This is a genomic window from Streptomyces sp. NPDC001219, assembly GCF_053597915.1.
The window spans coordinates 1-25,777 of record NZ_JBSFJF010000058.1 but is presented as its reverse complement, the minus strand read 5'-3'; the positions used below and the strand labels follow the sequence as shown (position 1 = coordinate 25,777).

The following is a 25,777-nucleotide window of genomic DNA, read 5'->3' as shown; positions in this document are numbered from 1 at the left end:
GTTCTCCACCGGCCCGACGGCGTCGGTCACCTCGGCCACCGCGGCTGCGGTTACACCGGCCCCGCCAGCGTCGCCACCGGCTTCGTCAGCGGCACTCCCGAGCCGTCCCGGCGCGGGTCGACCTCCGGCAGCTCGACCGGATTGCCCTTGGCGTCCGCGGCCCGCACCGGAGCCGGCCCGGCCCACGCCTGCGTCAGACAGTCCTCGCCCTTCAGGAAGCGCTGGCAGCGCACCCCACCGGTCGCCCGGCCCTTGCGCGGGTACTGGTCGAACGGGGTGAACTTGGCCGTCGCCACCGAGTCGTCCAGCGTGCCGTGCGAGCCGGCGACCGTGAACACCATGGCGTCGGCGGCCGGATCGACCGCGGCGAACGAGATCACCTTCGCGCCCTCGCCCAGCTTGATGCCCGTCATACCGCCCGCCGGCCGGCCCTGCGGCCGTACCTGGGACGCCGGATAGCGCAGCAGCTGCGCCTCGTTGGTGATGAAGACCAGATCCTCCTCACCGGTGCGCAGCTCGACCGCGCCCACGATGCGGTCGCCGTCCCGGAGGGTGATGACCTCCAACTCCTCCTTGTGGGAGGGATAGTCGGGCACCACCCGTTTGACGACGCCCTGTTCCGTGCCGAGTGCCAGACCCGGTGAGGACTCGTCCAGCGTGGTCAGGCAGACCAGCTCCTCGCCGTCCTCCAGGGTGAGGAACTCCGCGAGCTGCGCGCCACCGGAGAGGCTGGGCGCCGCCGCGGTCTCCGGGAGCTGGGGCAGATCGATCACCGAGATCCGCAGCAGCCGGCCCAGGGACGTCACCGCCCCCACCTCGCCGCGGGTCGTCGCCGGCACCGCCGAGACGATCACATCGTGCTTGGCGCGCTTGGCATCGACGTCGAAGGACATGTCCCCGGTGACCGTCCGGGCCAGCAGGCCGGTAGAGGAGAGCAGCACCCGGCAGGGGTCGTCGGAGACCTCCAGCGGCACCGCGCCGACCGAGGTGCCCGCCGACTCCAGCAGCACCGTCCGCCGGTCCGTGCCGTACTTCTTCGCGACCGCGGCCAGCTCGCCGGAGACCAGCTTGCGCAGTTCGCTGTCCGACTCCAGGATCTGCGTCAGCTTCTCGATCTCGTCCTTCAGCCGGTCGCGCTCCGACTCCAGCTCGATACGGTCGAACTTGGTCAGCCGGCGCAGCGGGGTGTCGAGGATGTACTGCGTCTGGATGTCGCTCAGCGAGAAGCGCTCGATCAGCCGCTCCTTGGCCTGTGCGCTGTTCTCGCTGGAGCGGATCAGCCGGATGACCTCGTCGATGTCCACCAGGGCCGTCAGCAGGCCCTCGACCAGGTGGAGACGGTCGCGCCGCTTCGTCCGTCGGAACTCGCTGCGCCGGCGCACCACGTTGAAGCGGTGGTCGACATAGACCTCCAGCAGTTCCTTGAGGCCCAGCGTCAGCGGCTGGCCGTCCACCAGCGCGACGTTGTTGATGCCGAAGGACTCCTCCATCGGCGTGAGCTTGTAGAGCTGCTCCAGGACGGCCTCGGGGTTGAAGCCGTTCTTGACCTCGATCACCAGCCGCAGGCCGTGCTCGCGGTCGGTGAGGTCCTTGACGTCCGCGATGCCCTGGAGCTTTTTCGAGCCGACCAGGTCCTTGATCTTGGAGATGACCTTCTCGGGGCCGACCGTGAAGGGGAGTTCGGTGACGACCAGGCCCTTGCGGCGGGCGGTGACGTTCTCCACCGTGACCGTCGCGCGGATCTTGAACGTGCCACGGCCCTTCTCGTACGCGTCCCGTACGCCGCCGAGACCCACGATCCGGCCGCCCGTCGGCAGGTCGGGACCCGGCACGAAGCGCATCAGCGTGTCGAGATCGGCGTTGGGGTGCTTGATCAGGTGGCGGGCCGCGGCGATGACCTCGCCGAGGTTGTGCGGCGGCATGTTCGTCGCCATACCGACGGCGATGCCGGAGGCACCGTTGACGAGGAGGTTCGGATACGCGGCGGGGAGGGCGACCGGCTCCTGCTCCTGGCCGTCGTAGTTCGGCGCGAAGTCGACGGTCTCCTCGTCGATGGACTCCGTCATCAGGGATGTCGCGGAGGCCATCCGGCACTCGGTGTACCGCATCGCGGCGGGCGGGTCGTCATTGCCCAGGGAACCGAAGTTGCCGTGGCCGTCCACCAGGGGCAGCCGCATGGAGAACGGCTGCGCCATGCGCACCAGGGCGTCGTAGATCGACGCGTCGCCGTGCGGGTGGAGCTTACCCATCACCTCGCCGACGACGCGGGCGCACTTGACGTAGCCGCGCTCGGGGCGCAGCCCCATCTCGTTCATCTGGTACAGGATGCGGCGGTGCACGGGCTTGAGTCCGTCGCGGGCGTCCGGCAGGGCGCGCGAGTAGATGACCGAATACGCGTACTCAAGGAAGGAACCCTGCATCTCGTCGACGACGTCGATGTCGAGGATCCTCTCCTCGAAGTCGTCCGGCGGCGGGGTCTTCGTGCTGCGGCGGGCCATCGCGGCTGCGGCTCCTTCTGCTGCGTCTACTGCCGAGGTCGGGGAGGCGACATCGGAACAACGGTCAACCAGGCGGGTCAACCAGCTGGGGATCGACCCGCGAGTATGTCTGAGTCTGACGCGGACCATTGTGGACCGCCGCACTGACAACGCCGACCGCGACTCCCCCTTCGGCTCCCGAGGGGCCGGGTGCGCGTACGTTCGGGCCCTGGTCGGACGGGAACTTCGCCAGATGCCGACGCGCTTGCATACAGTGACAGAACTTCCTCGCAAGCGGATCGAAGGGACGTACATGCCCATGGGTCACACGGCCACAGAACAAGCCGGCTCCGGCGGCCTGACAGCAACCGAGCACCGGCTGGCCAACGGCCTGCGCGTGGTGCTCTCCGAAGACCACCTGACCCCGGTCGCAGCCGTCTGCCTGTGGTACGACGTCGGCTCCCGCCACGAGGTCAAGGGCCGTACCGGCCTGGCTCACCTCTTCGAGCACCTGATGTTCCAGGGGTCCGCGCAGGTGAAGGGCAACGGCCACTTCGAGCTGGTGCAGGGCGCCGGCGGTTCGCTCAACGGCACCACGAGCTTCGAGCGCACCAACTACTTCGAGACCATGCCCGCCCATGAGCTGGAGCTCGCGCTCTGGCTGGAGGCGGACCGGATGGGCTCGCTGCTGACCGCGCTCGACGAGGACTCCCTGGAGAACCAGCGCGACGTCGTCAAGAACGAGCGCCGCCAGCGCTACGACAACGTCCCCTACGGCACGGCCTTCGAGAAGCTCACGGCCATGGCGTACCCCGAGGGACACCCGTACCACCACACGCCCATCGGGTCGATGGCCGACCTGGACGCGGCCTCCCTGGAGGACGCGCGGGCCTTCTTCCGTACGTACTACGCGCCCAACAACGCCGTCCTGTCGGTCGTCGGCGACATCGACCCCGAGCGGACGCTGGCCTGGATCGAGAAGTACTTCGGCTCGATCCCCTCGCACGACGGCAAGCAGCCGCCGCGCGACGGCACCCTGCCCGACGTCATCGGCGGCGAGCTGCGTGAGGTCGTCGAGGAGGAGGTGCCCTCCCGCGCGCTGATGGCGGCCTACCGCCTGCCGCACGACGGCACCCGTGAGGCGGACGCCGGCGACCTGGCGCTGACCGTCCTGGGCGGCGGCGAGTCCTCCCGCCTGTACAACCGGCTGGTGCGCCGCGACCGCAGCGCCGTCGCGGCCGGCTTCGGCCTGCTGCGGCTGGCCGGCGCCCCCTCGCTGGGCTGGCTGGACGTGAAGACCTCCGGCGGGGTCGAGGTGCCCGCCATCGAGCGTGCGGTCGACGAGGAGCTGGCGCGTTTCGCCGCCGAGGGGCCGACCCCGGAGGAGATGGAGCGGGCGCAGGCCCAGCTGGAGCGCGAGTGGCTGGACCGGCTGGCCACGGTCAGCGGACGCGCCGACGAACTGTGCCGCTACGCCGTCCTGTTCGGCGACCCGCAGCTCGCGCTGACCGCCGTCCAGCGCGTCCTGGACGTCACCCCCGAGGAGGTGCAGGCCGTCGCCAAGGCCCGGCTGCGCCCCGACAACCGCGCGGTGCTCGTCTACGAGCCCACCGAGCCGACCGACGCCGCCGACGACGAGGAAGGGGAGGCGCACCAGTGAGCGACGCCACCACCCACGCCGATTCCCCCGTGAGCACCATGGACTTCCACCCGCAGCCCCAGGGGGGCGCGCCCAAGCCGTGGGCCTTCCCGGCCCCCGACCGCAGCCAACTGCCCAACGGGCTCACCCTGCTGACCAGCCACCGCCCCGGCCAGCAGGTCGTCGCCGTCGAGATCAACCTCGTCGCGCCGCTGGACGCCGAGCCCGAGGGCCTGGACGGCGTCGCCACGATCATGGCGCGTGCGCTGTCCGAGGGCACCGACACCCATGACGCGGAGGAGTTCGCCGCCGAGCTGGAGCGCTGCGGCGCCACCCTGGACGCGCACGCCGACCACCCCGGCGTGCGGGTCTCCCTCGAGGTGCCGGCGTCCCGGCTGACCCGTGCGCTCGGTCTGCTCGCCGACGCGCTGCGGGCGCCCGCCTTCCCGGAGAGCGAGGTCGAGCGGCTGGTCCGCAACCGCCTCGACGAGATCCCGCACGAGCTCGCCAACCCGGCCCGCCGTGCCGCGATGGCGCTCTCCAAGGATCTGTTCCCGGCCACCGCCCGCATGTCGCGGCCCCGGCAGGGCACCGAGGAGACCGTCGCCCGTATCGACGCCGCGGCCGTCCGCGCCTTCTACGACGCCCATGTACGGCCTGCCACGGCCACCGCCGTGATCGTCGGTGACTTCACCGGTGTCGACCTCGCCGCCGCGCTCGCCGACACCCTCGGCGCCTGGACCGGCTCCACGGCCGAGCCGCTGAAGGCCGCGCCGATCGTCGCCGACGACACCGGCCGGGTGGTGATCGTCGACCGCCCCGGCGCCGTCCAGACGCAGCTGCTCATCGGCCGTATCGGCGCCGACCGGCACGACCGGGTGTGGCCCGCGCAGGTCCTCGGCACGTACTGCCTGGGCGGCACCCTCACCTCCCGCCTGGACCGCGTGCTGCGGGAGGAGAAGGGCTACACCTACGGGGTGCGCGCCTTCGGCCAGGTGCTCCGCTCCACCGCCCCCTCCTCCCCGGAGGGGTCCACGGGCGCCGCGCTGCTCGCCATCAGCGGCTCGGTCGACACCGGCTCCACCGTCCCGGCGCTCGAGGACCTGTGGAAGGTGCTGCGCACCCTCGCGGCAGAGGGGCTCACGGACGAGGAGCGGGATGTCGCCGTGCAGAACCTCGTCGGGGTCGCGCCGCTGAAGTACGAGACCGCTGCGGCCGTCGCGGGCACCCTCGCCGACCAGGTGGAGCAGCAGCTCCCGGACGACTTCCAGGCGCAGTTGTACGCCCGCCTCGCGGAGACCGGCACGGTCGAGGCCACCGCGGCGGCGGTCAACGCCTTCCCCGTGGACCGGCTGGTGACGGTCCTGGTGGGCGACGCAGCACAGATCGCCGAGCCGGTCAAGGGGCTGGGTATCGGTGAGGTGACCGTCGTCGGCGGCTAGTCCCTGCCGTTGGTCCCCGCCGTGTGACGGAAGGTCACATGTCGACGAGGCGGCTCCCGTGACGCACGAGTGTCACGGGAGCCGCCGTATGTCCGGTTTATCTCCGTCGGTGCTCCCGTTCTTGTGGCATCCCGCACAAAAAACCGGTTCTGTTTGCCGATTGAAAGTTGCCCCGTTTAGCGTCGGTCCGGCTGTTCGTCACAAGTCCGCCACAACAGTGGCACCGGGCAGTCATCGCCGAGTCCCCGTACGGCGCGAGCCAGGGGAGCCGGGGACCCATACGTCCCGTGGGGTGAATCGGGCTCCTCTCCGAGGAGGCCGTAGGAGACCTTCCTGCTCCGAACCCGTCAGCTAACCCGGTAGGCGAGAAGGAGGGAAAGGACAAGCCAGCACATGGCGTTCATCCGTGCCACCGGGAAGCACCGCCGCACGAGCCGTCCCGTCCGGACGACCCGCAACATCGCCGGCATAGCCACCATCGCGGCCGGCGGTGTGGTTGCCTCCGTGGCCTCGCCGGCGCTGGCCGCGACGGACGAGTCACGCGTCCACGACACCGGACTCCAGCAGGCCGTCGTACTGGGTGACGAGCTGGCCAACCGGGTCGCCGCGCAGCAGGCCGACGCCGAGGTCGCCGCGGCGAAGGCGAAGGCCGAGGCCGTCGCCAAGCGGCAGGCCGACGAGGCCAAGCGGCGCGCCGAGGCCGCGAAGAAGAAGGCCAAGGCAGCCCACGAGGCCAAGGTGCGGGCGGCCCGCGACGCGGAGCGCAAGCGCCTCAACGCCTTCGTCGCCCCCGTTGGCGACTCCTATGTCTCCACCGCCTACAAGGCGTCCAGCGGCCTGTGGTCCTCCGGCAGCCACACCGGCATCGACTTCCACGCCGCCTCCGGCACCAGCGTCCACGCGGTCGGCTCGGGCACCGTCGTCGAGGCCGGCTGGGGCGGCTCGTACGGCAACAACATCGTGATCAAGATGAACGACGGCACGTACACCCAGTACGGCCACCTGTCGTCGCTCGGTGTCTCGGTCGGCCAGAAGGTCACCCCCGGCGAGCAGATCGGCCTCTCCGGCGCCACCGGCAACGTCACCGGCCCGCACCTGCACTTCGAGGCCCGCACCGGCGCCGACTACGGCTCGGACATCGACCCGGTCGCCTACCTCCGCGGGCACGGCGTCAACGTCTGACCCCTGCCCCGCTGCTGGCGCGCCCCCTACGGGCCGCACGCCGTGCACCTTTCCCGAGCCCCGGCCCCACGGCCGGGGCTCCGGCGTATCCGGTGCCGGGCGTTCCGTACCGGATAGTGCCGGTCGCCCGCGACTTCCGGCCAAATATTATCCATGAATAACCCTGGCCCGTCGGAAAAGCCGTGCCGGTCGAATAGAGTCACGGAAAAGCCGCCGACCGGTGGCGTTTCCAGTTTCCAGGGGATTACGGCGGAGGCACGGAAGATGCGAGGCCATATTTCCGCGCATGCGGTGTGCACGGCGATTCGCGACGACATTGTCTCCGGTGCGCTGGCGCCGGGGAGCCGGCTGGTCGAGGAGATCCTGGCGGCCCGTTACGGCGTCTCCAGGGTGCCGGTCCGTGAGGCACTGCGCACCCTGCAGTCCGAGGGCTTCGTCACCACCCGCCACCACGCGGGCGCCTGCGTCGCCGAGCCGACCGAGCAGGAGGCCGCCGATCTCCTCGACATCCGCGCCCTGTTGGAGCCACTGGGCGCCGCCCGCGCGGCCGCCCGCCGCAGCCCCGCCCACCTCAAGGTGCTCCGCGGCCTGGTACGGCTCGGCCGCGAGCGGGCCCGCCATGGGAACCCCGCGGATCTGCGCCAACTGGACGGCTGGTTCCACGAGACGCTCGCCCAGGCGACCGGCAGCCCCAGCCTGACGGCGCTGCTGACCCAGCTGCGGCGCAAGATCGAGTGGATGTACACGGTGGAACCGCCGCCCCGGGCCGGCGAGTCCTGGGACGAACACGGCGCGGTGCTGGACGCCGTGGCCCGGGGGGACGCGGAGCGGGCGCGCGCCCTGATGGCGGCTCATGTCGAACGCTCGCTTCCGGTGCACCGGCTGCGGCGCCCCGCCGGGACCGGGGTGAGGGAGACGAAACCGCCCGTCAACACGGCACGCGTCCGCCCTTAACAATCGCCCCGTATACAAAGAATCACAAAGAAGTGCCGGGTCGTGGAATGGGCGGCGGAGGTGCGTGACGGCACCTTTCTGCTCCGTGCCGCGGAATTCGATGCCGCTTTGCGTCGGTGTCGTGCGCGCTTATGGGTGTGCGCATTTCCCGGCGGATTCCGAAGGGTGCTTGCGCCGGGAAATTCCGTGCGCCTCTTCGCGGAATGCGCATTCGGCGTCCGTATGCCGGGTGCCTGCACCGACTCGCCGTGTACGACGGACCCGTCGCCCGCCGCGCCCTCCAGGTGCCACCACGCGAAACGGCCCCGCCATGGCAACCGATCGGTCGCCACGGCGGGGCCGTCGCATGCGGCAGAAGTGCCGCCGGTGTCAGACGGTCTCCGGGAGCTCCTCGAGGCCCTCGGCGACGAGCTTGGCCAGACGGTCGAGCGCCGCCTCGGCGCCCTCGGCGTCGGAGGCCAGCACGATCTCCTCGCCGCCCTGGGCGCCCAGGCCGAGGACCGCGAGCATGGAGGCCGCGTTGACGGGGTTGCCATCGGCCTTGGCGATCGTCATCGGGACGCCCGAGGCGGTGGCCGCACGGACGAAGATCGACGCGGGGCGGGCGTGCAGGCCCTCGGCCCATCCGACATTGACGCGGCGCTCTGCCATGGTGTTGCCCTTCACAGTCGTGACAGTTGTCTAGACCAGTCTCTCACGCTGCCGGAGGTGGTCCACCGGCGCTTCGGCCCGGCCCGTGCGGCGTGGGGACCCAGGGGGAGGCCCGGCAGGCCGTACGTCCTCCGGTGTCCCGGCCGGCCCCGCACCCCGAGCGTACGCGCGCCGGGTCGGTTGTCGGTGGCCGGTCGTACGCTGTCCGCATGCAGACGCCGCCGGAGCACGCGTACCCGACCCACTGGGAAGCAGACGTGGTGCTGCGCGACGGCGGCACGGCACGGATTCGCCCCATCACCCCCGACGACGCCGAGCGGCTGGTCTCCTTCTACGAGCAGGTCTCGGACGAGTCGAAGTACTACCGCTTCTTCGCGCCCTACCCGCGCCTGTCCGCCCGCGATGTGCGCCGCTTCACCCACCACGACTACATCGACCGGGTCGGGCTGGCCGCCACGGTCGGCGGCGAGTTCATCGCCACCGTCCGCTACGACCGGATCGACGACCAGGGCCTGCCCGCCAAGAACCCCGAGGACGACCAGGCCGAGGTCGCCTTCCTGGTCCAGGACGCCCACCAGGGCCGCGGAGTCGCCTCCGCCCTCCTGGAACACATCGCGGCCGTCGCCCGCGAACGGGGCATCCGCCGGTTCGCCGCCGAAGTGCTCCCCGCGAACTCCAAGATGATCAAGGTGTTCACGGACGCCGGCTACACCCACAAGCGCACCTTCGAGGACGGCGTGGTCCGCCTCGAGTTCGACCTGGAGCCGACCGAGCAGTCCATGGCCGTGATGCGCGGCCGTGAGCAGCGCGCCGAGGCCCGCTCCGTACAACGGCTGCTCGCGCCGGGCTCGGTCGCCGTCATCGGCACCGGCCGGACCCCCGGCGGCGTCGGCCGCACCGCCCTGCGCAGCCTCCTGGACTCCGGCTTCACGGGCCGGGTGCACGCCGTCAACCACGCCTTCCCCGAGGACCTGCGGCAGCTGGACCCCGAAGGCGTACCGGCCGTCCGCACCCTGCGGGAGATCACCGACCCGGTCGACCTCGCCGTCATCGCCGTCCCCGCGGACCGCGTCCCCGACGCGATCCGCGACTGCGGCGAGCACGGCGTCCAGGGCGTCCTGGTCCTCTCCTCCGGCTACGCCGAAGCGGGCCCGGACGGCAGGGAGCGCCAGCGCGCCCTGCTCCGCCAGGCCCGCTCGTACGGCATGCGGCTGATCGGTCCCAACGCCTTCGGCCTGATCAACACCGCCCCCGGCGTCCGGCTCAACGCCTCCCTCGCCCCACAGATGCCCGGCGCCGGCCACATCGGCCTGTTCACCCAGTCCGGCGCCATCGGCATCGCCCTGCTCAGCGGACTGCACGCACGGGGCCCCGGGGACGGCGGCATCGCCGGCATCTCCGCCTTCGTCTCGGCCGGCAACCGCGCCGACGTCTCCGGCAACGACCTGCTCCAGTACTGGTACGAGGACCCGGACACCGACGTCGTGATCCTCTACCTGGAGTCCATCGGCAACCCCCGCAAGTTCGCCCGGCTCGCCCGCCGCACCGCCGCCGTCAAACCGGTGGTGGTCGCCAAGGGCGCCCGCCACAACGGCACCGCACCGCCCGGCCACGCCGTGCCCACCGTCCGGGTGCCCGACAGCACCGTCGCCGCCCTGATGCGCCAGGCCGGCGTGATCCGCGTCGACACCGTCACCGAACTGATCGACGCCGGGCTGCTGCTGTCCTCCCAGCCGCTGCCGGCCGGCCCGCGGATCGCCATCCTCGGCAACTCCGAGTCGCTGGCGCTGCTGGCCTACGACGCCTGCCTGACCGAGGGGCTGCGCCCGCAGCGCCCCCGCGTCCTGGCCTCCGCCGCGACCCCGGACGACTTCCGGGACGCACTCGCCGAGGCGCTGTCCGCCGACGGCTGCGACGCGGTGGTCGTCACGGCCATCCCGTGGGTGGGGGAGGGGGCCGCCGTCTCCCCGGGCGGCAGCGAGGGCGTCGCGCTCGCCGACGCCCTGCGCACCGCGGCGACCGCCCACCCGGAGAAGCCGGTCACGGTCGTCCACCTCGCGATGGACGACCTGGCGGAGACCCTCGCGGCAGCGGCGCCGGCTCCCGCACGGCCGGACGGGGCCGCGGCCCCCGCCCCGAACGAGCCGCCGCCCCACCCCGTGGACCCGGCCCCGGCGCCCCCGCGGACCCCACCCGCCCCGTCCCACCTCCCGCGCCCCCCGGCCCCCACCGGTCCGCCGCCCACCCTCGCCGCCCGCCAGACAACCCCGGCCCGCGACGCCGAGGCGGACCCCCCGCGCCGCCCCCGCCGCCAGCCCCTCCGCATCCCCGCCTACCCCGCGGCCGAGCGCGCCGTCCGCTCGCTCGCCGAGGCCGTCCGCTACGCCGCCTGGCGCCGGGAGGCCGCCGACCCCGGCCGGGTACCCGAGTACGACGACATCCAGGAGGCCTCCGCCGGCGCCGACATCGAGCGCCTCCTGGACCGGCTCACCCCCGACGCCCCCACCGGCCGTTCCGTCCCGGTGCCGCCCCAGGACGCCGAGGCCCTGCTCGCCCGTTACGGCATCCACACCCGCCCCGTCCTCCCGGCGCCCGACCCGGACACCGCCGTCCGCGCCGCCGCCCGCCTCGGCTACCCGGTCGCCCTCAAGACCACCGCCCCCCATCTGCGCCACCGCCCCGACCTCGGCGGCGTCCGCCTGGACATCGCCGGCGAGTCCGAACTCCGCCGCACCTACGCCGAATTGACCGACTACCTCGGCTCCCCGGAGGAACTGCGCCCGGTCGTCCAGTCGATGGTGCCGCGCGGCGTGGACACGGTCGTCCGCGCCGCCATCGACCCCGCCGCCGGCGCCGTCCTCTCCTTCGGCCTGGCCGGGGCGCCCTCCCAGCTGCTCGGCGACATCGCCCACCGCCTCATCCCCGCCACCGACCGCGAGGTCGCCGAGCAGATCCGCTCGATCCGCGCCGCCCCCCTGCTGTTCGGCTGGCGCGGCTCCCAGCCCGTGGACACCGCCGCCCTGGCGGAGCTGCTGCTGCGCGTCTCCCGGCTCGTCGACGACCACCCCGAGGTCGTCGGCGTGGACCTCGAACCGGTCGTCGTCGCCGCACAGGGCCTCTCCGTCCTGGGCGCCACCGTCCGGCTGGCCCGCCCGCCCGCCACCACCGACCTCGGCCCCCGCCGGCTGCCCGTCTACTGAGGCTTTTGCGGCCCGGTACGCCCCGTAAGATGGACTCCATGGCTAAGACCGGTACGACGACCCAGGGGCTGCGCGCGGCGATCGAGCGCAGCGGTTATTACCCGACGCTCGTGGCCGAGGCGGTGCAGGCCGCGGTCGGCGGTGAGCCGGTGGTGTCGTACCTCGTCCATCAAGAGACGACCTTCGACGCCAACGAGGTCCGCCGCCATGTCACGGTCCTCGTGCTGACCGGCACCCGCTTCATCGTGAGCCACACCGACGAGCAGGCCGCCGACGCCACCTCTCCGTCCCCGTACGCCACCACCTCCACCGAGTCCGTCAAGCTGGGCCGGATCTCCTCCGTGGTGCTCAGCCGGGTGGTCGCCAACCCGGAGTCGTACACCCCGGGACAGCTGCCCCGCGAGGTCGTGCTGACCATCGGCTGGGGCGCGGTCGCCCGCCTGGACCTGGAGCCCGCCGCCTGCGGCGACCCCAACTGCGAGGCGGACCACGGCTACACGGGCTCCTCCACCGCCGACGACCTCTCGCTGCGCGTCAGCGAGGCCGGCGACGGGCCGGACTCGGTGCGCGAGACGCTCACCTTCGCCCAGGCGCTCTCCGAGGCCACCGCGGCCACCCCCACCCGCTGATGGTCCACGCCGCCCCCGTCTGGCCGGAACCCGAACCGCTCGACCCGCTCGGCGCCCCGGTACCCCGCTACGGCACCGCCTCACTCGCCGACCTGCTGCCCACCCTCGCCGCCGGGATGGGCATACCCGACGTCACCGCTCCCATGGAGCTGGCCCCCGCCGACCGGGCCTGTGTCTTCCTGATCGACGGCCTCGGCTGGGAGCTGCTGCGCGCGCACCCGGAGGAGGCGCCGTTCCTCACCTCGCTCCTGGGCACGTCGTTCAACGGCAGCGGCCGCCCCCTCACCGCGGGCTTCCCCTCCACCACCGCCACCTCCCTCGCCTCGGTCGGCACCGGCCTGCCGCCGGGCGCCCACGGTCTGCCCGGCTACACCTGCGAGGACCCGGCGACCGGCGCCCTGATGAACCAGCTGCGCTGGTCCCCCTGGACCGACCCCCATGTCTGGCAGCCCTATCCGACGGTCTTCCAGCGCGCGGACGCCGCCGGCGTCCACACCTGCCAGGTCTCCGCACCCAACTTCCAGCACACCCCGCTCACCAAGGTCGCGCTCAGCGGCGGCACCTTCCACGGCCGCCTCTCCGGTGAGGAGCGGATGGACCTCGCCGCCGAGCAGCTCGCCGCCGGCGACCGCTCGCTGGTCTACACGTACTACTCCGAGGTCGACGGCAAGGGGCACCGCTACGGCGTCGACTCCGATGCCTGGCGTGGCCAGTTGATGTACGTCGACCGGCTCGCGCAGCGGCTCGCCGAGCAGCTGCCGCCGCGCAGCGCCCTCTACGTCACCGCCGACCACGGCATGATCGACATCCCCTTCGGCCCCGAGTCCCGGATCGACTTCGACGAGGACTGGGAACTGCGCGCCGGCGTACGCCTGTTGGGCGGCGAGGGCCGGGCCCGGCATGTGTACGCCCACCAGGGCGCGGCCGCCGATGTCCTCGCCGTATGGCGCGAGGTGGTCGGTGAGCAGATGTGGGTGGCGAGCCGTGACGAGGCCATCGCCGCCGGGTGGTTCGGCCCGCACGTCGACGACCGGGTGCGTGCCCGGATCGGCGACGTGGTGGCGGCCGCCCACGACGACATGGTGATCATCGCGACCGAACGAGAGCCCCGGGAGTCGGAGATGGTCGGGATGCACGGCTCCATGACCCCGGTGGAGCAGCTGGTGCCGCTTCTGGAAGTCCGCACCTGACCTGTACGGTCACTAGCGCGCACGCCCCCCCACGAGCCCGAAAGGCCCGCAACTTCCCATGCCCGAGCTGGTGTTCTTCTCCGGAACGATGGACTGTGGCAAGTCGACACTGGCTCTGCAGATCGAGCACAACCGCTCCTCCCGCGGGCTGCAGGGAATGATCTACAGCCGCAACGACCGGGCCGGACACGGCAAGCTCTCCTCCCGTCTCGGACTGGTCACCGAGGCCGTCGAGGCGGCGGACGACATGGACTTCTACGCACATGTCGTCGGCCGGCTCTCCTCCGGCGGCCGGATCGACTACGTCATCGCCGACGAGGCCCAGTTCCTCGCCCCCGAGCAGATCGACCAGCTCGCCCGCGTCGTCGACGACCTCGAACTGGACGTCTTCGCCTTCGGCATCACCACCGACTTCCGCAGCAAGCTCTTCCCCGGCTCCCAGCGCCTGGTCGAACTGGCCGACCGGGTCGAGGTGTTGCAGGTCGAGGCGCTGTGCTGGTGCGGTGCCCGCGCCACGCACAACGCCCGCACGGTCGGCAACCGGATGGTCGTCGAGGGCGCCCAGGTCGTGGTCGGCGATGTCGTCGCCGACGCGGACGGCCCCCCGGCCGAGGTCGGCTACGAGGTGCTGTGCCGGCGCCACCACCGCCGCCGCCAGACCTCGGCGTCGGCCCGCGCGGCCGCCCTCTCCCCGGAGGTACTGCCGGTCGACAGCGCGCGGTAGGAGCGCACCTCCGGGCCCGCACCGCGCCCGGCGAGGTTCGTCTGCCACCACGGCCGGCGGGACCGGCGCTCAGCGTCGCCGCTGGATGAGCGTGAAGACGGCGCCCTCGCTGTCGGTGACGGTCGCGAGCCGGCCGTGCGTGGAGTCCCGGGCGTCGTCCAGCAGCTGACCGCCCAGCTCGGTCACCCGGCGGGCGGCCGCGTCCGTGTCGGAGACGGCGAAGTACGTCATCCAGTGGGAGCCCCGGTCACGCGGCAGCGCGCCGCCCACACCGTGGATACCGGCCACCGGGCGGTCCTTGAGGTGCAGCGTCAGGTAGTCCTCGAAGCCGTTGGTGTCGGGGGAGCCGTCCGCGGGCAGCGGTTCCGCCTCGTAGCCGAAGACATGCTCGTAGAACGGGCTGACGGACTCGGTGTCGCGGGTGACCAGTTCGTTCCACACCGCGGTGCCCGGCTCGCCGGTGAACGCGGTGCCCATCATCGACCGGCCCTGCCAGACCCCGAAGATCGCCCCCTGCGGGTCGGACGCGATCGCCATCCGCCCCGTGTCGTCGTCGGCGTCCAGCGGCCCGACGCCCACCGTCCCACCGCAGGAACGGATCTGCTCGGCGGTCACATCCGCGTCGTCGCTGGCCAGATACGTGGTCCAGGAGACCGGGAGGTCACGGTCGGGCACCAGCTCGCCGACCCCCGCGACTTCCTGGCCGTCGAGGAAGGCCCGTGCGTACGGACCGAAGTGCTGCGGCCCCGGGCGGAACTCCCAGCCGAACAGCGCGCCGTAGAACTCCTGCGTCGTGGGCAGGCTGTGGGCCAGAAGGCTCACCCAGCAGGGCGCGCCGGGCATCCGCCGGGTCGCTGCCTCGGTCGTCATGGTCACTCTCTCCTCGGAGCGTCGGGTGCTGACCCGGTGCGGTACGGGCGCGGGTCCCGTGCAGATGCTCGCACCCGGTGACCTGCTGTGCGCCCCGGCCGCGCCGTCCATGGCGGGTTCGCGAGGGAGAATGCCCGTTTTAGGGTTTCCCCATCCGTTCCGGCGGAGTGACGAGAGGGGGTAACTGCGCCATACGGAGGGTGGGCACCACCTTCTGTACGTAGTCGTTGCTACGCAAGGATGAGTCCCATGAACGCCATCATCACCGCTACCGAACTTGCGAACGAGCTGTCCCGGTCCACCCCTCCGGTGCTCCTGGACGTCCGCTATCAGCTCGGCGGGCCGCCCGGCCGCCCCGAGTACGCGGCGGGTCATGTGCCCGGCGCGGTCTACGTCGACCTCGACAGCGAACTGGCCTCGCCACCCGGCCGGGCCGGCCGTCACCCGCTCCCCGATCTCGATGTCTTCGCCGCGGCCATGCGGGCCGCCGGCGTCCGCGGGGACCGCCCCGTGGTCGTCTACGACGGCGGCCAGGGCTGGGCGGCCGCGCGCGCCTGGTGGCTGCTGCGCTGGACCGGGCACCCCGACGTACGGGTGCTGGACGGCGGTCTCGCCGCCTGGCAGGCGTCCGGCGGCGCCCTGAGCGTCGAGCAACCGACGCCGCCGGCCGGTGACTTCACCCCCCTGCCCGGCGCGCTGCCGCTGCTCACGGCGGACGACGCGGCCGCCCTGGCACGCCGCGGAGTCCTGCTGGACGCGCGGGCCGGCGAGCGCTACCGCGGCGAGGTCGAGCCCCTCGACCGGGTGGCCGGCCACATCCCGGGCGCCGTGTCCGCGCCGACGACCGAGAACGTCGTCGAGGGCGACACCGTCTTCCGTGACGCCGCGGACCTGGCCAAGCGGTTCGCCTCGCTGGGCGCCACCCCGGAGGCGGAGGTCGGTGTCTACTGCGGTTCCGGGGTCTCCGCCGCCCACCAGGTGCTGGCCCTCGCGGTCGCCGGCATCCCCGCGGCGCTGTACGTCGGTTCCTGGAGCGAATGGTCGTCCGACCCGTCCCGACCCGTCGCCACCGGCCCGCAGCCCGGCTGAGCCCCCGCCGGGCCCCGTCACGAGCTCGTGTACGACGCCGTCCGCCCGCCCCGGAAGTGCCGGGGCGGGCGGACGGCGTCAAGCGCTGGGGGCGGGCGCCCCGTTACTCCGGCTTCTTGCGCCGGGTGCCGAAGACGATCTCGTCCCAACTGGGCACCGCGGCCCGGCGCCCGGGCCGTACGCCGTCGGCCTCGGCCTGCCGGTCCGTCGTCCCGGTCAGCCGGTCACGGTGCCCGGCCACCGCGCGCGGCATCAGCACATCGGCGTACGCGGAACCCGCGCCCGCGCTGGCCGCCGGGGCGGGCGGCTCCTCGACCTCGTCCTCGGACTCCTCGTCGCTCTGCGGCGACTTCGCGCTCTCCGGTACGACCATGTCGCCGCGGAAGCTCGGCACCGCCTCCAGCAGGCTGGTCAGCGAATCCCGCTCCCGCTCACCCGAGGCGGCCTCTTCGAGGACCCGCGGCTCGTCGTCCTCACCACCGGACTGTGCCGCGCGCTCGGGCGACTGCCGGTCCAGGGCACGGTCCAGCGGCCGGTCGCGCGGCAGCCGCGCGATCCGCGGCACGAACGGGAAGCTCGGCTCGGGTGTGTCGTCGCTCTCGCCGATCAGTGCCCGCGCCTCGTCGTCCACGGCCTGGACGAGCCGCCGCGGCGGGTCGTAGGTCCAGCTCGCCGAGTGCGGTTCGGTCGCGACGCGGTAGACCAGCAGCACCTCCCAGGTGCCGTCGTCCCGGCGCCAGGAGTCCCACTGGACGCTCTCCTTGTCGGCGCCGCGCAGCAGCAGCCGCTCCGCGACGGCCTCTCCGAGCTGCGGGCCGGTGTTCTCGCCGGGGCGCCGTACCGGGGTCTTGCGGGCCCGCTCGGCCATGAACGCACGCTCGGCGAGCACCGGGCCCTCGAAGCGGCGCACCCGGTCGACGGGGATGCCGGCGAGCTGGGCGACCTCTTCCGCGGAGGCACCTGCTCTTATACGCGCCTGGATGTCCCGCGGGCGCAGATGGCTCTCGACCTCGATCTCGATCTGGCCCAGGCGCGCACGGTCGTTGCGGACGGCGGCGCGCAGCCGTTCGTCGATCGGAAGCGTGTACTCGGTGCTGTCCGCAGCTTTGAGCACCAGCCGTGTGCCGTCGTTGGAGACGGCCACGACACGCAGTTCGGGCATGGGGACCTCCCGGGTGGTGCCTGCCGACGTCACGTGCGTCGCTGCTTCCGCTAGTCGAGTGTGGCCTGCCCGGGTGCAGCCTGCCACAACATTGCCGAGTTGCCCGGCGTGTCGGGGATTGGCCCTGAAACGCCGTTATGACACGGTTACCTGTTCGCCACGCCCAGTGACCGTGTCGCCTGTCCTGTCGCCGTGCCCCGTGCCGAGCGGCGGCGCCCCGGGTGAGTGCCGCCTTCAGGGCCCCTCCCGCGGGTTCCGGGCAGCCGGACGGGAACCGGGGCCAGGGCTGGCCACAGTACTCCATTTGGACCACTTAGGTGGACCGCCGCGCCGCCGAACTTCTGGGCGGACAACGGCGTTCGGTCGCCTTGTCGACCTCTCTACCTGGCACGTAGGTGGCGAGTTTCACAGATTCCCCAAAATCGGAACTTTTGGCTCCGCCGAATGGTCACTTCTCCATGCAAGATGGATCGAAGGGGCTATCAAAGGTTGGAGATGGACGAAGAAACCGAAACCGACACGAAGAAGAAGGAGAGGCGGATAGACCTGAGCGTTGCTCAGGTCTCCGGCAGCGCGCTCGCCGCGGCCGTCGCGGCGTACCTCGCGGGCCGGCTCGGCGTCTACGGAACCATCATCGGCGCGGGTCTGGTCAGTGTCGTGGCCACGACCGGCGGCTCGATATTCCACCATCTGTTCCGCCGTACCGGCGAGCAGATCAAGGAGGCCACGGTCTCCACCCGGCCGAAGCCGCGCCGCTTCTCCTCCCGCACTCGATCCACCGCACCGCACACCCGGCAGGCCGGCACCACGCTGGTGCTGCCGACCTTCGACAAGCAGGGCACGGAGGACGAGGTCACCTCCGTCGCCGCCAGGGCACCCGGGCTCGACACGGCCCGTACCCAGCTGATCCCGCGGGCCGAGCAGGCCCGCCGCCGCGATCCGGCGAGCGCCCACCCCGAGTCCGATGACGCGACGCGGATGCTGCGCGCCGGACACGGCGCGATCGGCGCCCCGCGCTCGGCCGACGGCACGGGCCGGGGGCGGCCCGCCGACCGGACGCAGCTGGTGCCGCGCCTCGACGCGCGGCCCACGGCGCCGGGAGGGACGGCCGCCCGCCCGGCCGCAGTGCCCGAGGAGATCGGCACCGCGACGTACGGCACCCGGCTGCGCGGCTGGAAGCGGCCGGCGCTCGGGGCGCTCGCCGTCTTCGTGCTCGCCATGGGCGTGGTCACCGTGACCGAACTGGCCACCGGGCAGACATCGAGCGGGCAGAAGGGCACCACGCTGAGCAACATCACCCATACCGGTGGTGGGAGCCGGCAGCAGCCCAGTACGCCGCGGTCGCCCGGCTCGGGGTCCGAGGAGGACCGCGGGCGCCACGGCCACAACGGTGAGCCGGACCCGGGCCGCGGCTCGTCGGACGACCCCGGCACCGGTAAGGGAGCGGACGGCGGTTCCCCGCCGCCCTCCCCGGACCCGTCCGACGGCGGCAAGACCTCGCCGGACCCCCACACGTCCCCGTCCCCGGAGTCGTCCCCGGACGAGTCCACCGGCGACGGCGGTACCGGCGACGGTGACGCGTCGACCGGCGGCCAGGACCAGGGGGACCAGCAGGGTCAGCAGGAATCCGGCAAGGAGACCCCGGCCCCCGAGGCCTCCTGACCCGGCGGCCGTCTCCCCGGACGGACCGTCAGGCCGGTGGCCCCGATGCGGCCGCGTCCCGGTGCCCCTCCACGGGCACCGGGACGCGGCCGTCGCCGGTCAGTCCCCCAGCACCCGCCGCAGATACGGATTGGCGAACCGGCGCTCAGGGTCCAGCCGGTCGCGCACCGCGGTGAACTCACCGAACCGCGGATAGACGTCGGCGAGCGAGGCGGCGTCGCGGGTGTGCAGCTTCCCCCAGTGCGGACGCCCCTCGTGCGCGGTCATGATCCGCTCGACGGCCGCGAAATACGCCTGGTACGGCGTTCCCCGGTACATGTGCACGGCGAGGTACACGGTGTCCCGGCCCGAGGCGGTGGACAGCGGAATGTCGTCGGCCGGCGCGGTGCGCACCTCCACCGGGAAGCTGACCTTGAAGTCGGAGCGCTCCACCAGCGCCCTCAGCTCTCCCAGCGCCGCGACCGCGGCCGCCCGGGGCAGCGCGTACTCCATCTCCACGAACCGCACCCGCCGCGGCGAGGTGAACACCTTGTAGGGGATGTCGGTGTACGTACGGGCCGACAGCGCGCGGCTGGAGATCCTGGCGATGCCCGGTATGGCGGCCGGCACCGCCCGGCCGGCGGAGCAGGCGAGCTGGAAGACCCCGTTGGACAGCAGCTCGTCCTCGATCCAGCTGCTGACCTTCCCTGGGGGTGCCGCCGGGCCCTGGCTGCGGTTGTTGCGCTTGGTGTTGCAGCTGCCGGTGTGCGGGAACCAGTAGAACTCGAAGTGCTCGTTCTCGGCGACCAGCTCGTCGAACCGGGCGGTCACCTCGTCGAAGGGCATCGGCTCCTCGCGGGCGGTCAGCAGGAACTCCGGTTCCACGGCGAAGGTGAGTTCGCTGATCACGCCGAGGGCGCCCAGGCCGAGCCGCGCCGCGGAGAAGACCTCCGGGTTCTCCCCGGCGGAACAGGTCAGGACCGAGCCGTCGGCGGTGACCAGTTCGAGGGCGGTGATCTGGGCGGCGATCGACGCCGAGTCGCGGCCCGTCCCGTGGGTGCCGGTCGCGGCCGCCCCGGAGACGGTCTGCTCCATGATGTCGCCCATGTTGGTCAGCGACAGCCCGTGCGCGGCCAGCGTCTCGTTGAGGTGCCTGAGCGGCGTCCCTGCCGCCACCGTCACCGTCCCGGCCGCGCGGTCCACCGCACGGATTCCGGTCAGCCGCTCGGGGCGGATCAGCAGCCCGTCGGTGGCGGCGGCCGGGGTGAAGGAGTGGCCGGTGCCGACCGCCTTGACGCTCAGCCCGTCCGCGGCGGCGGCGCGGACCGCGGCCGCCAGCTCCTCGGTGCTCGCCGGTGCCACGCTCCGGGCGGGGCGCACGGTGACGTTGCCCGCCCAGTTGCGCCAGGGTCCGGTGGTCGGGGCACGCCCTCCCGAGCCGCCGACGGCGTTGCTGACTGCCATGGTGACGTCCCCTCCCTCCGCACGGGCCGGCCGCGTGCGGCCGCCGTTGGTGTGAGCGCATGATGCCAGTCGCCGACGCGACTTCCGGGTGGGGTGACGGGAATCACATGGGCGCGGAAGTGGCTGGAACCGGCCGCCTCCCGGAAATCTCGTACCGCCGGTAACTTCTCGGCGGGCGGCGCCCGTTCGGAATCGCGTACCGGGCCGGGCGGTCCGGACCGTGCGCGGCCGGGGACGCCCCTAAGCGACGCTCTCCTCGTCCTGCCGCTCGGTGACCGGTCCGTCCCGGCCGGGCAGGCCGCCGGCCGCGGCCGGGTCCGCCACCGCGGCGGCGGGCCGCGGAAGGAGCCTGCGGTAGCCCGCGAACGCCACCAGTGCGGCGAGCAGACCGGCCGCCGCCGGCACCAGATAGCCCCGGGCGGCCCCCGCGGCGTCCACCACCCAGCCGGCCGCCGACGAACCCAGCGCGACACCCACCGCCAGGCCCGTGCTCGTCCAGGTCATGCCCTCGGTCAGCTGGGACCGCGGGACGTGCTCCTCGATCAGCGCCATCGTGGTCACCATCGTCGGGGCGACCGACAGGCCCGCGACGAACAGCGCGACGGCCAGCAGCGGCACCGAACTCACCAGCTGCAGCGGCACCATGCTCACCGCCATCGCGCAGACCCCCACGACCCACCGCCGGGACGGATGCCCCGTGAGCCGCAGCAGCCCGAAGACGGCGCCGGCCAGACAGGAGCCGAGGGCGTAGACCGCCAGCACCAGACTGGCCGCGGCCTTGTGCCCGGTCTCCTCGGCGAAGGCCACGGTCACCACGTCGATCGCCCCGAAGATCGCGCCGGTCGCCACGAACGTCACCACCAGCACCTGCAGCCCCCGTGAGCGCAGCGCCGACCCCCGCGTGTGCTGCTCCCGCGGATGCGGCACCGGTTCCGTCGCCCGTTGCGCCGTCAGCCAGAAGACCCCGGCGGCCAGAAAACCGGCGGCCAGCAGCGGACCGGCCTCCGGGAACCACGCGGTGGACAGCCCGATGGACAGGATCGGCCCGACGATGAAGCACATCTCGTCGACGATCGACTCCCACGAGTACGCGGTGTGCAGCTCACGCGGGGAACCCCGGTAGATCTCCGCCCAGCGCGCCCGGATCATCGAACCGACGCTCGGCACACACCCCGCACAGGCCGCGAAGACGAACAGGGTCCAGTCCGGCCAGCCCTGCTGTGCGCTCAGCAGCAGACCGGCGACCGCGGTGACCGACACCAGGGTGGCCGGGCGCAGCACCCGGCTCTGGCCGTGCCGGTCCACCAGCCGGGAGATCTGCGGGCCGAGGACCGCGGCGGACAGCGCCAGGGCCGCCGACAGCGCACCCGCCAGGCCGTAACGGCCGGTCAGCTGCGAGACCATCGTGACGATGCCGATGCCCATCATCGACAGGGGCATCCGGCCCAGCAGTCCGGCGGCGGAGAACGACATGGTGCCGGGGCGGCCGAAGATGGCGCGGTAGGGACTGGGCAACGGGGATGCTCCGCCGGTGAGGAACCGAAGATCGGTAAGGGATGTCTGTGGCCGGTACAGCTTACGGGCGGTCAGCCCCCGGCCGCGTCCGGATTTCCGGACCGTCCCCGCAGCCGACGGCCCCGGCCGGAGCCGGGACCTGCCCTCCACCCCCGTGGGAAGGGTGGCAGGATCGATGGCATGCCCGAACAGCACGATCCCAGCCCCTATGACGCCCTCCTGCTGCTGTCGTTCGGCGGCCCCGAAGGCCCCGACGACGTCGTCCCGTTCCTGGAGAACGTCACCCGCGGCCGCGGCATCCCCCGCGAGCGTCTCAAGGAGGTGGGGCAGCACTACTTCCTGTTCGGTGGCGTCAGCCCCATCAACGCGCAGAACAGGGAGCTGCTGGACGCGCTGCGCAGCGACTTCGCCGCACACGGTCTGGACCTGCCGGTCTACTGGGGCAACCGCAACTGGGCGCCCTACCTGACCGACACCCTGCGCACCATGGTCCAGGACGGCCACCGCCGGATCGCCGTCCTGGCGACCAGCGCCTACGCCTCGTACTCGGGCTGCCGGCAGTACCGCGAGAACCTCGCCGACGCGCTCGCCGCCCTGCGCGCCGAGGGCCTGCCGGTGCCGCGGGTCGACAAACTGCGGCACTACTTCAACCACCCCGGCTTCGTCCGCCCCATGGTCGACGGGGTGCTGGCCTCCCTCGCCGCCCTGCCCCAGGACGTGCGGGACGGTGCCCACCTCGCCTTCACCACCCACTCCATCCCCACCGCCGCCGCCGACACCTCCGGCACCCCCGGTGACCACACCCGGGACGGCGAGGGCGGCGCCTATGTGGCCCAGCACCTGGACGTGGCCAGGGTGATCGCGGACGCCGTCCGCGCGGAGACCGGTGTGGACCACCCCTGGCGGCTCGTCTACCAGTCGCGCAGCGGCGCCCCGCACATCCCCTGGCTGGAGCCGGACATCTGCGACCACCTGGAGGAGCGGCACGCCGCCGGTGTCCCGGCCGTCGTCATGGCCCCCATCGGCTTCGTCTCCGACCACATGGAGGTCAAGTACGACCTCGACACCGAGGCCACCGCCAAGGCCGCCGAACTGGGACTGCCGGTCGCCAGGTCGGCCACCGTGGGCGCCGACCCCCGGTTCGCCGCGGCCGTCCGCGACCTCCTCCTGGAGCGCGCGGCGGCCGAACGGGGCGGCAGCCCGGAACGCTGCGCCCTGGGCGCCCTCGGCGCGAGCCACGACCTGTGCCCGGTCGGCTGCTGCCCCGCGCGGGCGCCGCGCCCGGCCGCCGCCGGCGCCGACTGGCGGGGCCCGGTCGCCGAGGCCCCCGCTTAGCCCGTACGCCGCCCGACCACCGCCCCTCCGAGCAAGGAGCAACGTGCCCGATCCGCAGCACCCCGACGCCCCGCAGAGCGACCCGGCGCCCACCGAAGCGCTCTACGACGAACTGCTCGACCTGGCCCTGGAGGCCGCCCGCCGCGCCGGGACTCTGCTGCGCGACGGGCGGCCCGCCGACCTCGGTGTGGCCGCCACCAAGTCCAGCCCCATCGACGTCGTCACCGAGATGGACATCGCCTCCGAGAAGCTGATCACCGGCTTCCTCGGGGAGCGCCGTCCTGACGACGGCTTCCTGGGGGAGGAGGGCGCCAGTACCGACGGCACCAGCGGCGTCCGCTGGGTCGTCGACCCCGTCGACGGCACCGTCAACTACCTCTACGGCCTGCCGTCCTGGTCCGTGTCCATCGCAGCCGAGAAGGACGGCGAGGTGGTCGTCGGGGTCGTCGCCGCCCCGATGCGCCAGGAGACCTACCACGCGGTGCTGGGCCGTGGCGCGTTCAACAACGGCGAGCCCGTCCGGCACCGGCCCGCACCGCCGCTCTCCCAGGCGCTGCTCGGCACCGGCTTCTCCTACCAGGCCGAGCGCCGGGCCGCCCAGGCCGAGGTGCTGCGCACCCTGCTGCCGCAGGTCCGCGACATCCGGCGCGGCGGCTCGGCCGCGATCGACCTGTGCGATGTGGCCTGCGGCCGGCTCGACGCCTACTACGAGCGCGGTCTGAACCCCTGGGACATGGCGGCCGGCGACCTGATCGCCCGCGAGGCCGGTGCGCTGACCGGAGGACGCCCCGGCCGGGCGGTCTCCGGAGAGCTGGTCCTCGCCGCCTCCCCGGGCGTCTTCGCGCAGCTCCAGCCGCTGCTGGACGAGCTAGGCGCCTGGCGCGGCTGACCGGACCCCCGTCCGGGCATGACAGCGCCCCGGCACCCTTTTCCGGGCGCCGGGGCGCTGTCGTCGTGCGTCTTGGAGCGGTCAGGCGCTGGTGACCGCTCCGAGACGCACGCCGTGCTCGGTCGCCAGGCGCTGGAGATCCTCCAGCTCCGCCTGTTCGACCTCGGCGAGGAAGTCATCGCCCGCAGCGCGGGCCCGGTCCAGATCGGCTTCGGTGTTCTCTATGCGCTGCAGAATGCCTGCGGTGAACGCGTCCATGTGCGCCCCCTCGTCGTGGGTCGGTGGGCACGGGGGTGTGCCGACGGGTGGGTCGATCACGGCGTGGTCCCTGCGATGGATGAGTGCATGGCAAGTAGCCGGAAAAACAGGGCGTGATCGCGGGTGTGCAGTCGTCCTCCCCACCCGCCACCGCAGGGAAACCTCAACCCGCCCAGGAATCCTGTGCGTCGGGCTCCCGGCCCGTCCACCGCCGGCCCCGCACCCCTCTTACCGCCGGTTTACTGCTCTTCGGGGCAGGATGGAAGAGTTTTCAGACAGTGTTGTGCCTGCCCGTGAGGGCCCTGAGGAAGGACTAGCGACGTGCGTGTTCTCGTCGTCGAGGACGAGCAGCTGCTCGCCGATGCGGTGGCCACCGGACTGCGCCGGGAGGCCATGGCGGTCGACGTGGTCTACGACGGCGCTGCCGCCCTGGAACGGATCGCGGTCAACGACTACGACGTCGTCGTGCTCGACCGTGACCTCCCGGTCGTCCACGGTGACGACGTCTGCCGCAAGATCGTCGAACTGGGGATGCCGACCCGCGTCCTGATGCTCACCGCCTCCGGTGACGTCAGCGACCGTGTCGAGGGCCTGGAGATCGGAGCGGACGACTACCTTCCGAAGCCGTTCGCCTTCACCGAGCTGACCGCGCGGGTGCGCGCCCTGGGGCGCCGTACGACCGTCGCGCTGCCGCCCGTCCTGGAGCGGGCCGGCATCAAGCTCGACCCCAACCGGCGCGAGGTCTTCCGCGACGGCAAGGAGGTCCAGCTCGCACCGAAGGAGTTCGCGGTGCTGGAGGTCCTGATGCGCAGCGAGGGCACGGTCGTCTCGGCCGAGCAGCTCCTGGAGAAGGCCTGGGACGAGAACACCGACCCGTTCACCAACGTCGTGCGGGTCACGGTCATGACCCTCCGGCGCAAGCTCGGCGAGCCCGCGGTGATCGTCACCGTCCCCGGCTCGGGATACCGGATCTGACTGCGATGCCCTCCCTGCCCTCGTTCTCCAGGACGGCCGGTCCGCCGCCGTCCGCCCCGCCCAAGCCCACCTGGGACCCCCGGCCGGTCAACGTCCGGCCCTTCCCGTGGCTGCGCCCCACCATCCGGATACGGCTGACGCTGCTGTACGGCGGCATGTTCCTGATGGCCGGCATCGTGCTGCTCACGATCATCTACATGCTGGCCGCGGACGCGCTGCACGACGGCAGCGCGCTGCCGCTGAAGATCCTCGGCGGCAAGTTCGAGTCGACCAGCGACATCTGTGACCTGCCCACCCAGACGTCCGGACAGCTGCTCCAGGAGGCCGTCAACAACTGTCTCCAGCACCAGCGGGCGGTGGCTCTCAACAGCCTCCTCAACCGCTCCCTGCTGGCTCTGCTGGGTTTGACGGTGGTGGCGTTCGCTTTTGGTTATGCGATGGCGGGGCGGGTGTTGTCGCCGTTGGGGCGGATCACGCGGACGGCGCAGCGG

20 protein-coding genes, 1 pseudogene and 1 riboswitch are annotated in these 25,777 nt (G+C 72.6%); of the genes and pseudogenes, 14 read left to right on the top strand and 7 right to left on the bottom strand.

Annotation, left to right across the window (positions count from 1 at the left end; translation table 11 throughout):
- Positions 1–50 precede the first annotated feature (50 nt).
- A complete protein-coding gene (locus ACWC9R_RS28825) occupies positions 51–2,498 on the bottom strand; it encodes a DNA gyrase/topoisomerase IV subunit A (RefSeq protein ID WP_450735869.1) in 2,448 nt (815 codons plus the stop codon).
- A 298-nt stretch (positions 2,499–2,796) separates the two neighbouring features.
- Here ACWC9R_RS28825 and ACWC9R_RS28820 point away from each other — a divergent pair, with 298 nt between their 5' ends.
- From ACWC9R_RS28820 to ACWC9R_RS28805, 4 genes are all read left to right on the top strand, one after another.
- Positions 2,797–4,137 (top strand): M16 family metallopeptidase, encoded by a 1,341-nt coding sequence (locus ACWC9R_RS28820; RefSeq protein ID WP_393365710.1) that lies wholly within the window; start codon positions 2,797–2,799, stop codon positions 4,135–4,137.
- Positions 4,138–4,175: 38 nt separating this feature from the next.
- Positions 4,176–5,558, top strand: a complete 1,383-nt coding sequence (locus tag ACWC9R_RS28815) for a M16 family metallopeptidase (protein WP_362605380.1) — start codon at positions 4,176–4,178, stop codon at positions 5,556–5,558.
- 225 nt (positions 5,559–5,783) lie between these two features.
- Positions 5,784–5,939: riboswitch (cyclic di-AMP (ydaO/yuaA leader) on the top strand.
- 12 nt (positions 5,940–5,951) lie between these two features.
- Positions 5,952–6,740 carry a M23 family metallopeptidase gene (locus tag ACWC9R_RS28810; protein WP_450735867.1) on the top strand — a complete coding sequence of 263 codons (789 nt, stop codon included), beginning with the start codon at positions 5,952–5,954 and terminating at the stop codon, positions 6,738–6,740.
- 264 nt (positions 6,741–7,004) lie between these two features.
- Positions 7,005–7,694, top strand: a complete 690-nt coding sequence (locus ACWC9R_RS28805; RefSeq protein ID WP_450735865.1) for a GntR family transcriptional regulator — start codon at positions 7,005–7,007, stop codon at positions 7,692–7,694.
- 369 nt (positions 7,695–8,063) lie between these two features.
- On the opposite strand, the gene ACWC9R_RS28800 is transcribed toward ACWC9R_RS28805, so the two are convergent.
- Positions 8,064–8,345 carry an HPr family phosphocarrier protein gene (locus ACWC9R_RS28800; RefSeq protein WP_026170334.1) on the bottom strand — a complete coding sequence of 94 codons (282 nt, stop codon included), beginning with the start codon at positions 8,343–8,345 and terminating at the stop codon, positions 8,064–8,066.
- Between the two features lie 209 nt (positions 8,346–8,554).
- On the opposite strand from ACWC9R_RS28800, the gene ACWC9R_RS28795 reads away from it, so the two are divergent.
- The 4 genes from ACWC9R_RS28795 to ACWC9R_RS28780 are packed head-to-tail and all read left to right on the top strand — an operon-like array spanning position 8,555 to position 14,088.
- Entirely contained in the window at positions 8,555–11,545 is a 2,991-nt protein-coding gene (locus ACWC9R_RS28795) for a bifunctional acetate--CoA ligase family protein/GNAT family N-acetyltransferase (protein WP_450735864.1), read from the top strand.
- A 38-nt stretch (positions 11,546–11,583) separates the two neighbouring features.
- On the top strand, positions 11,584–12,174 hold the full coding sequence (locus ACWC9R_RS28790) for a DUF5998 family protein (RefSeq protein WP_450735862.1): 591 nt from the start codon (positions 11,584–11,586) through the stop codon (positions 12,172–12,174).
- A complete protein-coding gene (locus tag ACWC9R_RS28785; protein ID WP_450735860.1) occupies positions 12,174–13,364 on the top strand; it encodes an alkaline phosphatase family protein in 1,191 nt (396 codons plus the stop codon). Before ACWC9R_RS28790 ends, ACWC9R_RS28785 begins: the two co-directional genes overlap by 1 nt.
- A 58-nt stretch (positions 13,365–13,422) precedes the next feature.
- Positions 13,423–14,088: a thymidine kinase gene (locus ACWC9R_RS28780; RefSeq protein ID WP_450735858.1), complete on the top strand. Its 666-nt coding sequence runs from the start codon at positions 13,423–13,425 to the stop codon at positions 14,086–14,088.
- Positions 14,089–14,157: 69 nt separating this feature from the next.
- Here the strand turns inward: ACWC9R_RS28780 and ACWC9R_RS28775 are convergent, their stop codons facing one another.
- Positions 14,158–14,958, bottom strand: a complete 801-nt coding sequence (locus ACWC9R_RS28775; protein ID WP_450735857.1) for a VOC family protein — start codon at positions 14,956–14,958, stop codon at positions 14,158–14,160.
- A 249-nt stretch (positions 14,959–15,207) separates the two neighbouring features.
- Here ACWC9R_RS28775 and ACWC9R_RS28770 point away from each other — a divergent pair, with 249 nt between their 5' ends.
- On the top strand, positions 15,208–16,047 hold the full coding sequence (locus ACWC9R_RS28770; RefSeq protein ID WP_450735856.1) for a sulfurtransferase: 840 nt from the start codon (positions 15,208–15,210) through the stop codon (positions 16,045–16,047).
- A gap of 103 nt (positions 16,048–16,150) precedes the next feature.
- Here ACWC9R_RS28770 and sepH read toward each other — a convergent pair whose 3' ends face one another.
- Positions 16,151–17,209 carry a septation protein SepH gene (gene sepH / locus ACWC9R_RS28765; protein WP_450735854.1) on the bottom strand — a complete coding sequence of 353 codons (1,059 nt, stop codon included), beginning with the start codon at positions 17,207–17,209 and terminating at the stop codon, positions 16,151–16,153.
- Between the two features lie 495 nt (positions 17,210–17,704).
- Between sepH and ACWC9R_RS28760 the strand changes: the two genes are divergently transcribed.
- On the top strand, positions 17,705–18,871 hold the full coding sequence (locus ACWC9R_RS28760) for a hypothetical protein (protein ID WP_450735853.1): 1,167 nt from the start codon (positions 17,705–17,707) through the stop codon (positions 18,869–18,871).
- A 99-nt stretch (positions 18,872–18,970) separates the two neighbouring features.
- Here ACWC9R_RS28760 and ACWC9R_RS28755 read toward each other — a convergent pair whose 3' ends face one another.
- The gene (locus ACWC9R_RS28755; protein WP_450735852.1) at positions 18,971–20,314 is read right to left on the bottom strand and encodes a D-arabinono-1,4-lactone oxidase; all 1,344 of its coding nucleotides are present in this window, start codon (positions 20,312–20,314) and stop codon (positions 18,971–18,973) included.
- 240 nt (positions 20,315–20,554) lie between these two features.
- Positions 20,555–21,829 carry an MFS transporter gene (locus ACWC9R_RS28750; RefSeq protein WP_450735851.1) on the bottom strand — a complete coding sequence of 425 codons (1,275 nt, stop codon included), beginning with the start codon at positions 21,827–21,829 and terminating at the stop codon, positions 20,555–20,557.
- A 180-nt stretch (positions 21,830–22,009) separates the two neighbouring features.
- On the opposite strand from ACWC9R_RS28750, the gene ACWC9R_RS28745 reads away from it, so the two are divergent.
- A complete protein-coding gene (locus ACWC9R_RS28745) occupies positions 22,010–23,164 on the top strand; it encodes a ferrochelatase (protein ID WP_450735850.1) in 1,155 nt (384 codons plus the stop codon).
- A gap of 112 nt (positions 23,165–23,276) precedes the next feature.
- Entirely contained in the window at positions 23,277–24,053 is a 777-nt protein-coding gene (locus tag ACWC9R_RS28740; RefSeq protein WP_450735887.1) for an inositol monophosphatase family protein, read from the top strand.
- 81 nt (positions 24,054–24,134) lie between these two features.
- Here the strand turns inward: ACWC9R_RS28740 and ACWC9R_RS28735 are convergent, their stop codons facing one another.
- Positions 24,135–24,311, bottom strand: coding sequence for a hypothetical protein (locus tag ACWC9R_RS28735; RefSeq protein ID WP_362614636.1), 177 nt, complete (start codon positions 24,309–24,311; stop codon positions 24,135–24,137).
- A gap of 321 nt (positions 24,312–24,632) precedes the next feature.
- Between ACWC9R_RS28735 and ACWC9R_RS28730 the strand changes: the two genes are divergently transcribed.
- Entirely contained in the window at positions 24,633–25,286 is a 654-nt protein-coding gene (locus ACWC9R_RS28730; protein ID WP_006602630.1) for a response regulator transcription factor, read from the top strand.
- A 5-nt stretch (positions 25,287–25,291) separates the two neighbouring features.
- Positions 25,292–25,777 (top strand): annotated as a pseudogene (locus tag ACWC9R_RS28725) (two-component sensor histidine kinase); the annotation flags it as partial.

What these genes read in the sequence shown, in the direction of transcription:
- ACWC9R_RS28795 (WP_450735864.1), top strand. Translation starts at nt 8,555, where the DNA reads ATGCAGACGCCGCCGGAGCACGCGTACCCGACCCACTGGGAAGCAGAC.
- ACWC9R_RS28820 (WP_393365710.1), top strand. Translation starts at nt 2,797, where the DNA reads ATGGGTCACACGGCCACAGAACAAGCCGGCTCCGGCGGCCTGACAGCA.
- sepH (WP_450735854.1), bottom strand. Translation starts at nt 17,209, where the DNA reads ATGCCCGAACTGCGTGTCGTGGCCGTCTCCAACGACGGCACACGGCTG.
- ACWC9R_RS28745 (WP_450735850.1), top strand. Translation starts at nt 22,010, where the DNA reads ATGCCCGAACAGCACGATCCCAGCCCCTATGACGCCCTCCTGCTGCTG.
- ACWC9R_RS28785 (WP_450735860.1), top strand. Translation starts at nt 12,174, where the DNA reads ATGGTCCACGCCGCCCCCGTCTGGCCGGAACCCGAACCGCTCGACCCG.
- ACWC9R_RS28755 (WP_450735852.1), bottom strand. Translation starts at nt 20,314, where the DNA reads ATGGCAGTCAGCAACGCCGTCGGCGGCTCGGGAGGGCGTGCCCCGACC.
- ACWC9R_RS28815 (WP_362605380.1), top strand. Translation starts at nt 4,176, where the DNA reads ATGGACTTCCACCCGCAGCCCCAGGGGGGCGCGCCCAAGCCGTGGGCC.
- ACWC9R_RS28800 (WP_026170334.1), bottom strand. Translation starts at nt 8,345, where the DNA reads ATGGCAGAGCGCCGCGTCAATGTCGGATGGGCCGAGGGCCTGCACGCC.
- ACWC9R_RS28780 (WP_450735858.1), top strand. Translation starts at nt 13,423, where the DNA reads ATGCCCGAGCTGGTGTTCTTCTCCGGAACGATGGACTGTGGCAAGTCG.
- ACWC9R_RS28770 (WP_450735856.1), top strand. Translation starts at nt 15,208, where the DNA reads ATGAACGCCATCATCACCGCTACCGAACTTGCGAACGAGCTGTCCCGG.
- ACWC9R_RS28735 (WP_362614636.1), bottom strand. Translation starts at nt 24,311, where the DNA reads ATGGACGCGTTCACCGCAGGCATTCTGCAGCGCATAGAGAACACCGAA.
- ACWC9R_RS28760 (WP_450735853.1), top strand. Translation starts at nt 17,705, where the DNA reads ATGGACGAAGAAACCGAAACCGACACGAAGAAGAAGGAGAGGCGGATA.
- ACWC9R_RS28825 (WP_450735869.1), bottom strand. Translation starts at nt 2,498, where the DNA reads ATGGCCCGCCGCAGCACGAAGACCCCGCCGCCGGACGACTTCGAGGAG.
- ACWC9R_RS28775 (WP_450735857.1), bottom strand. Translation starts at nt 14,958, where the DNA reads ATGACGACCGAGGCAGCGACCCGGCGGATGCCCGGCGCGCCCTGCTGG.
- ACWC9R_RS28805 (WP_450735865.1), top strand. Translation starts at nt 7,005, where the DNA reads ATGCGAGGCCATATTTCCGCGCATGCGGTGTGCACGGCGATTCGCGAC.
- ACWC9R_RS28790 (WP_450735862.1), top strand. Translation starts at nt 11,584, where the DNA reads ATGGCTAAGACCGGTACGACGACCCAGGGGCTGCGCGCGGCGATCGAG.
- ACWC9R_RS28810 (WP_450735867.1), top strand. Translation starts at nt 5,952, where the DNA reads ATGGCGTTCATCCGTGCCACCGGGAAGCACCGCCGCACGAGCCGTCCC.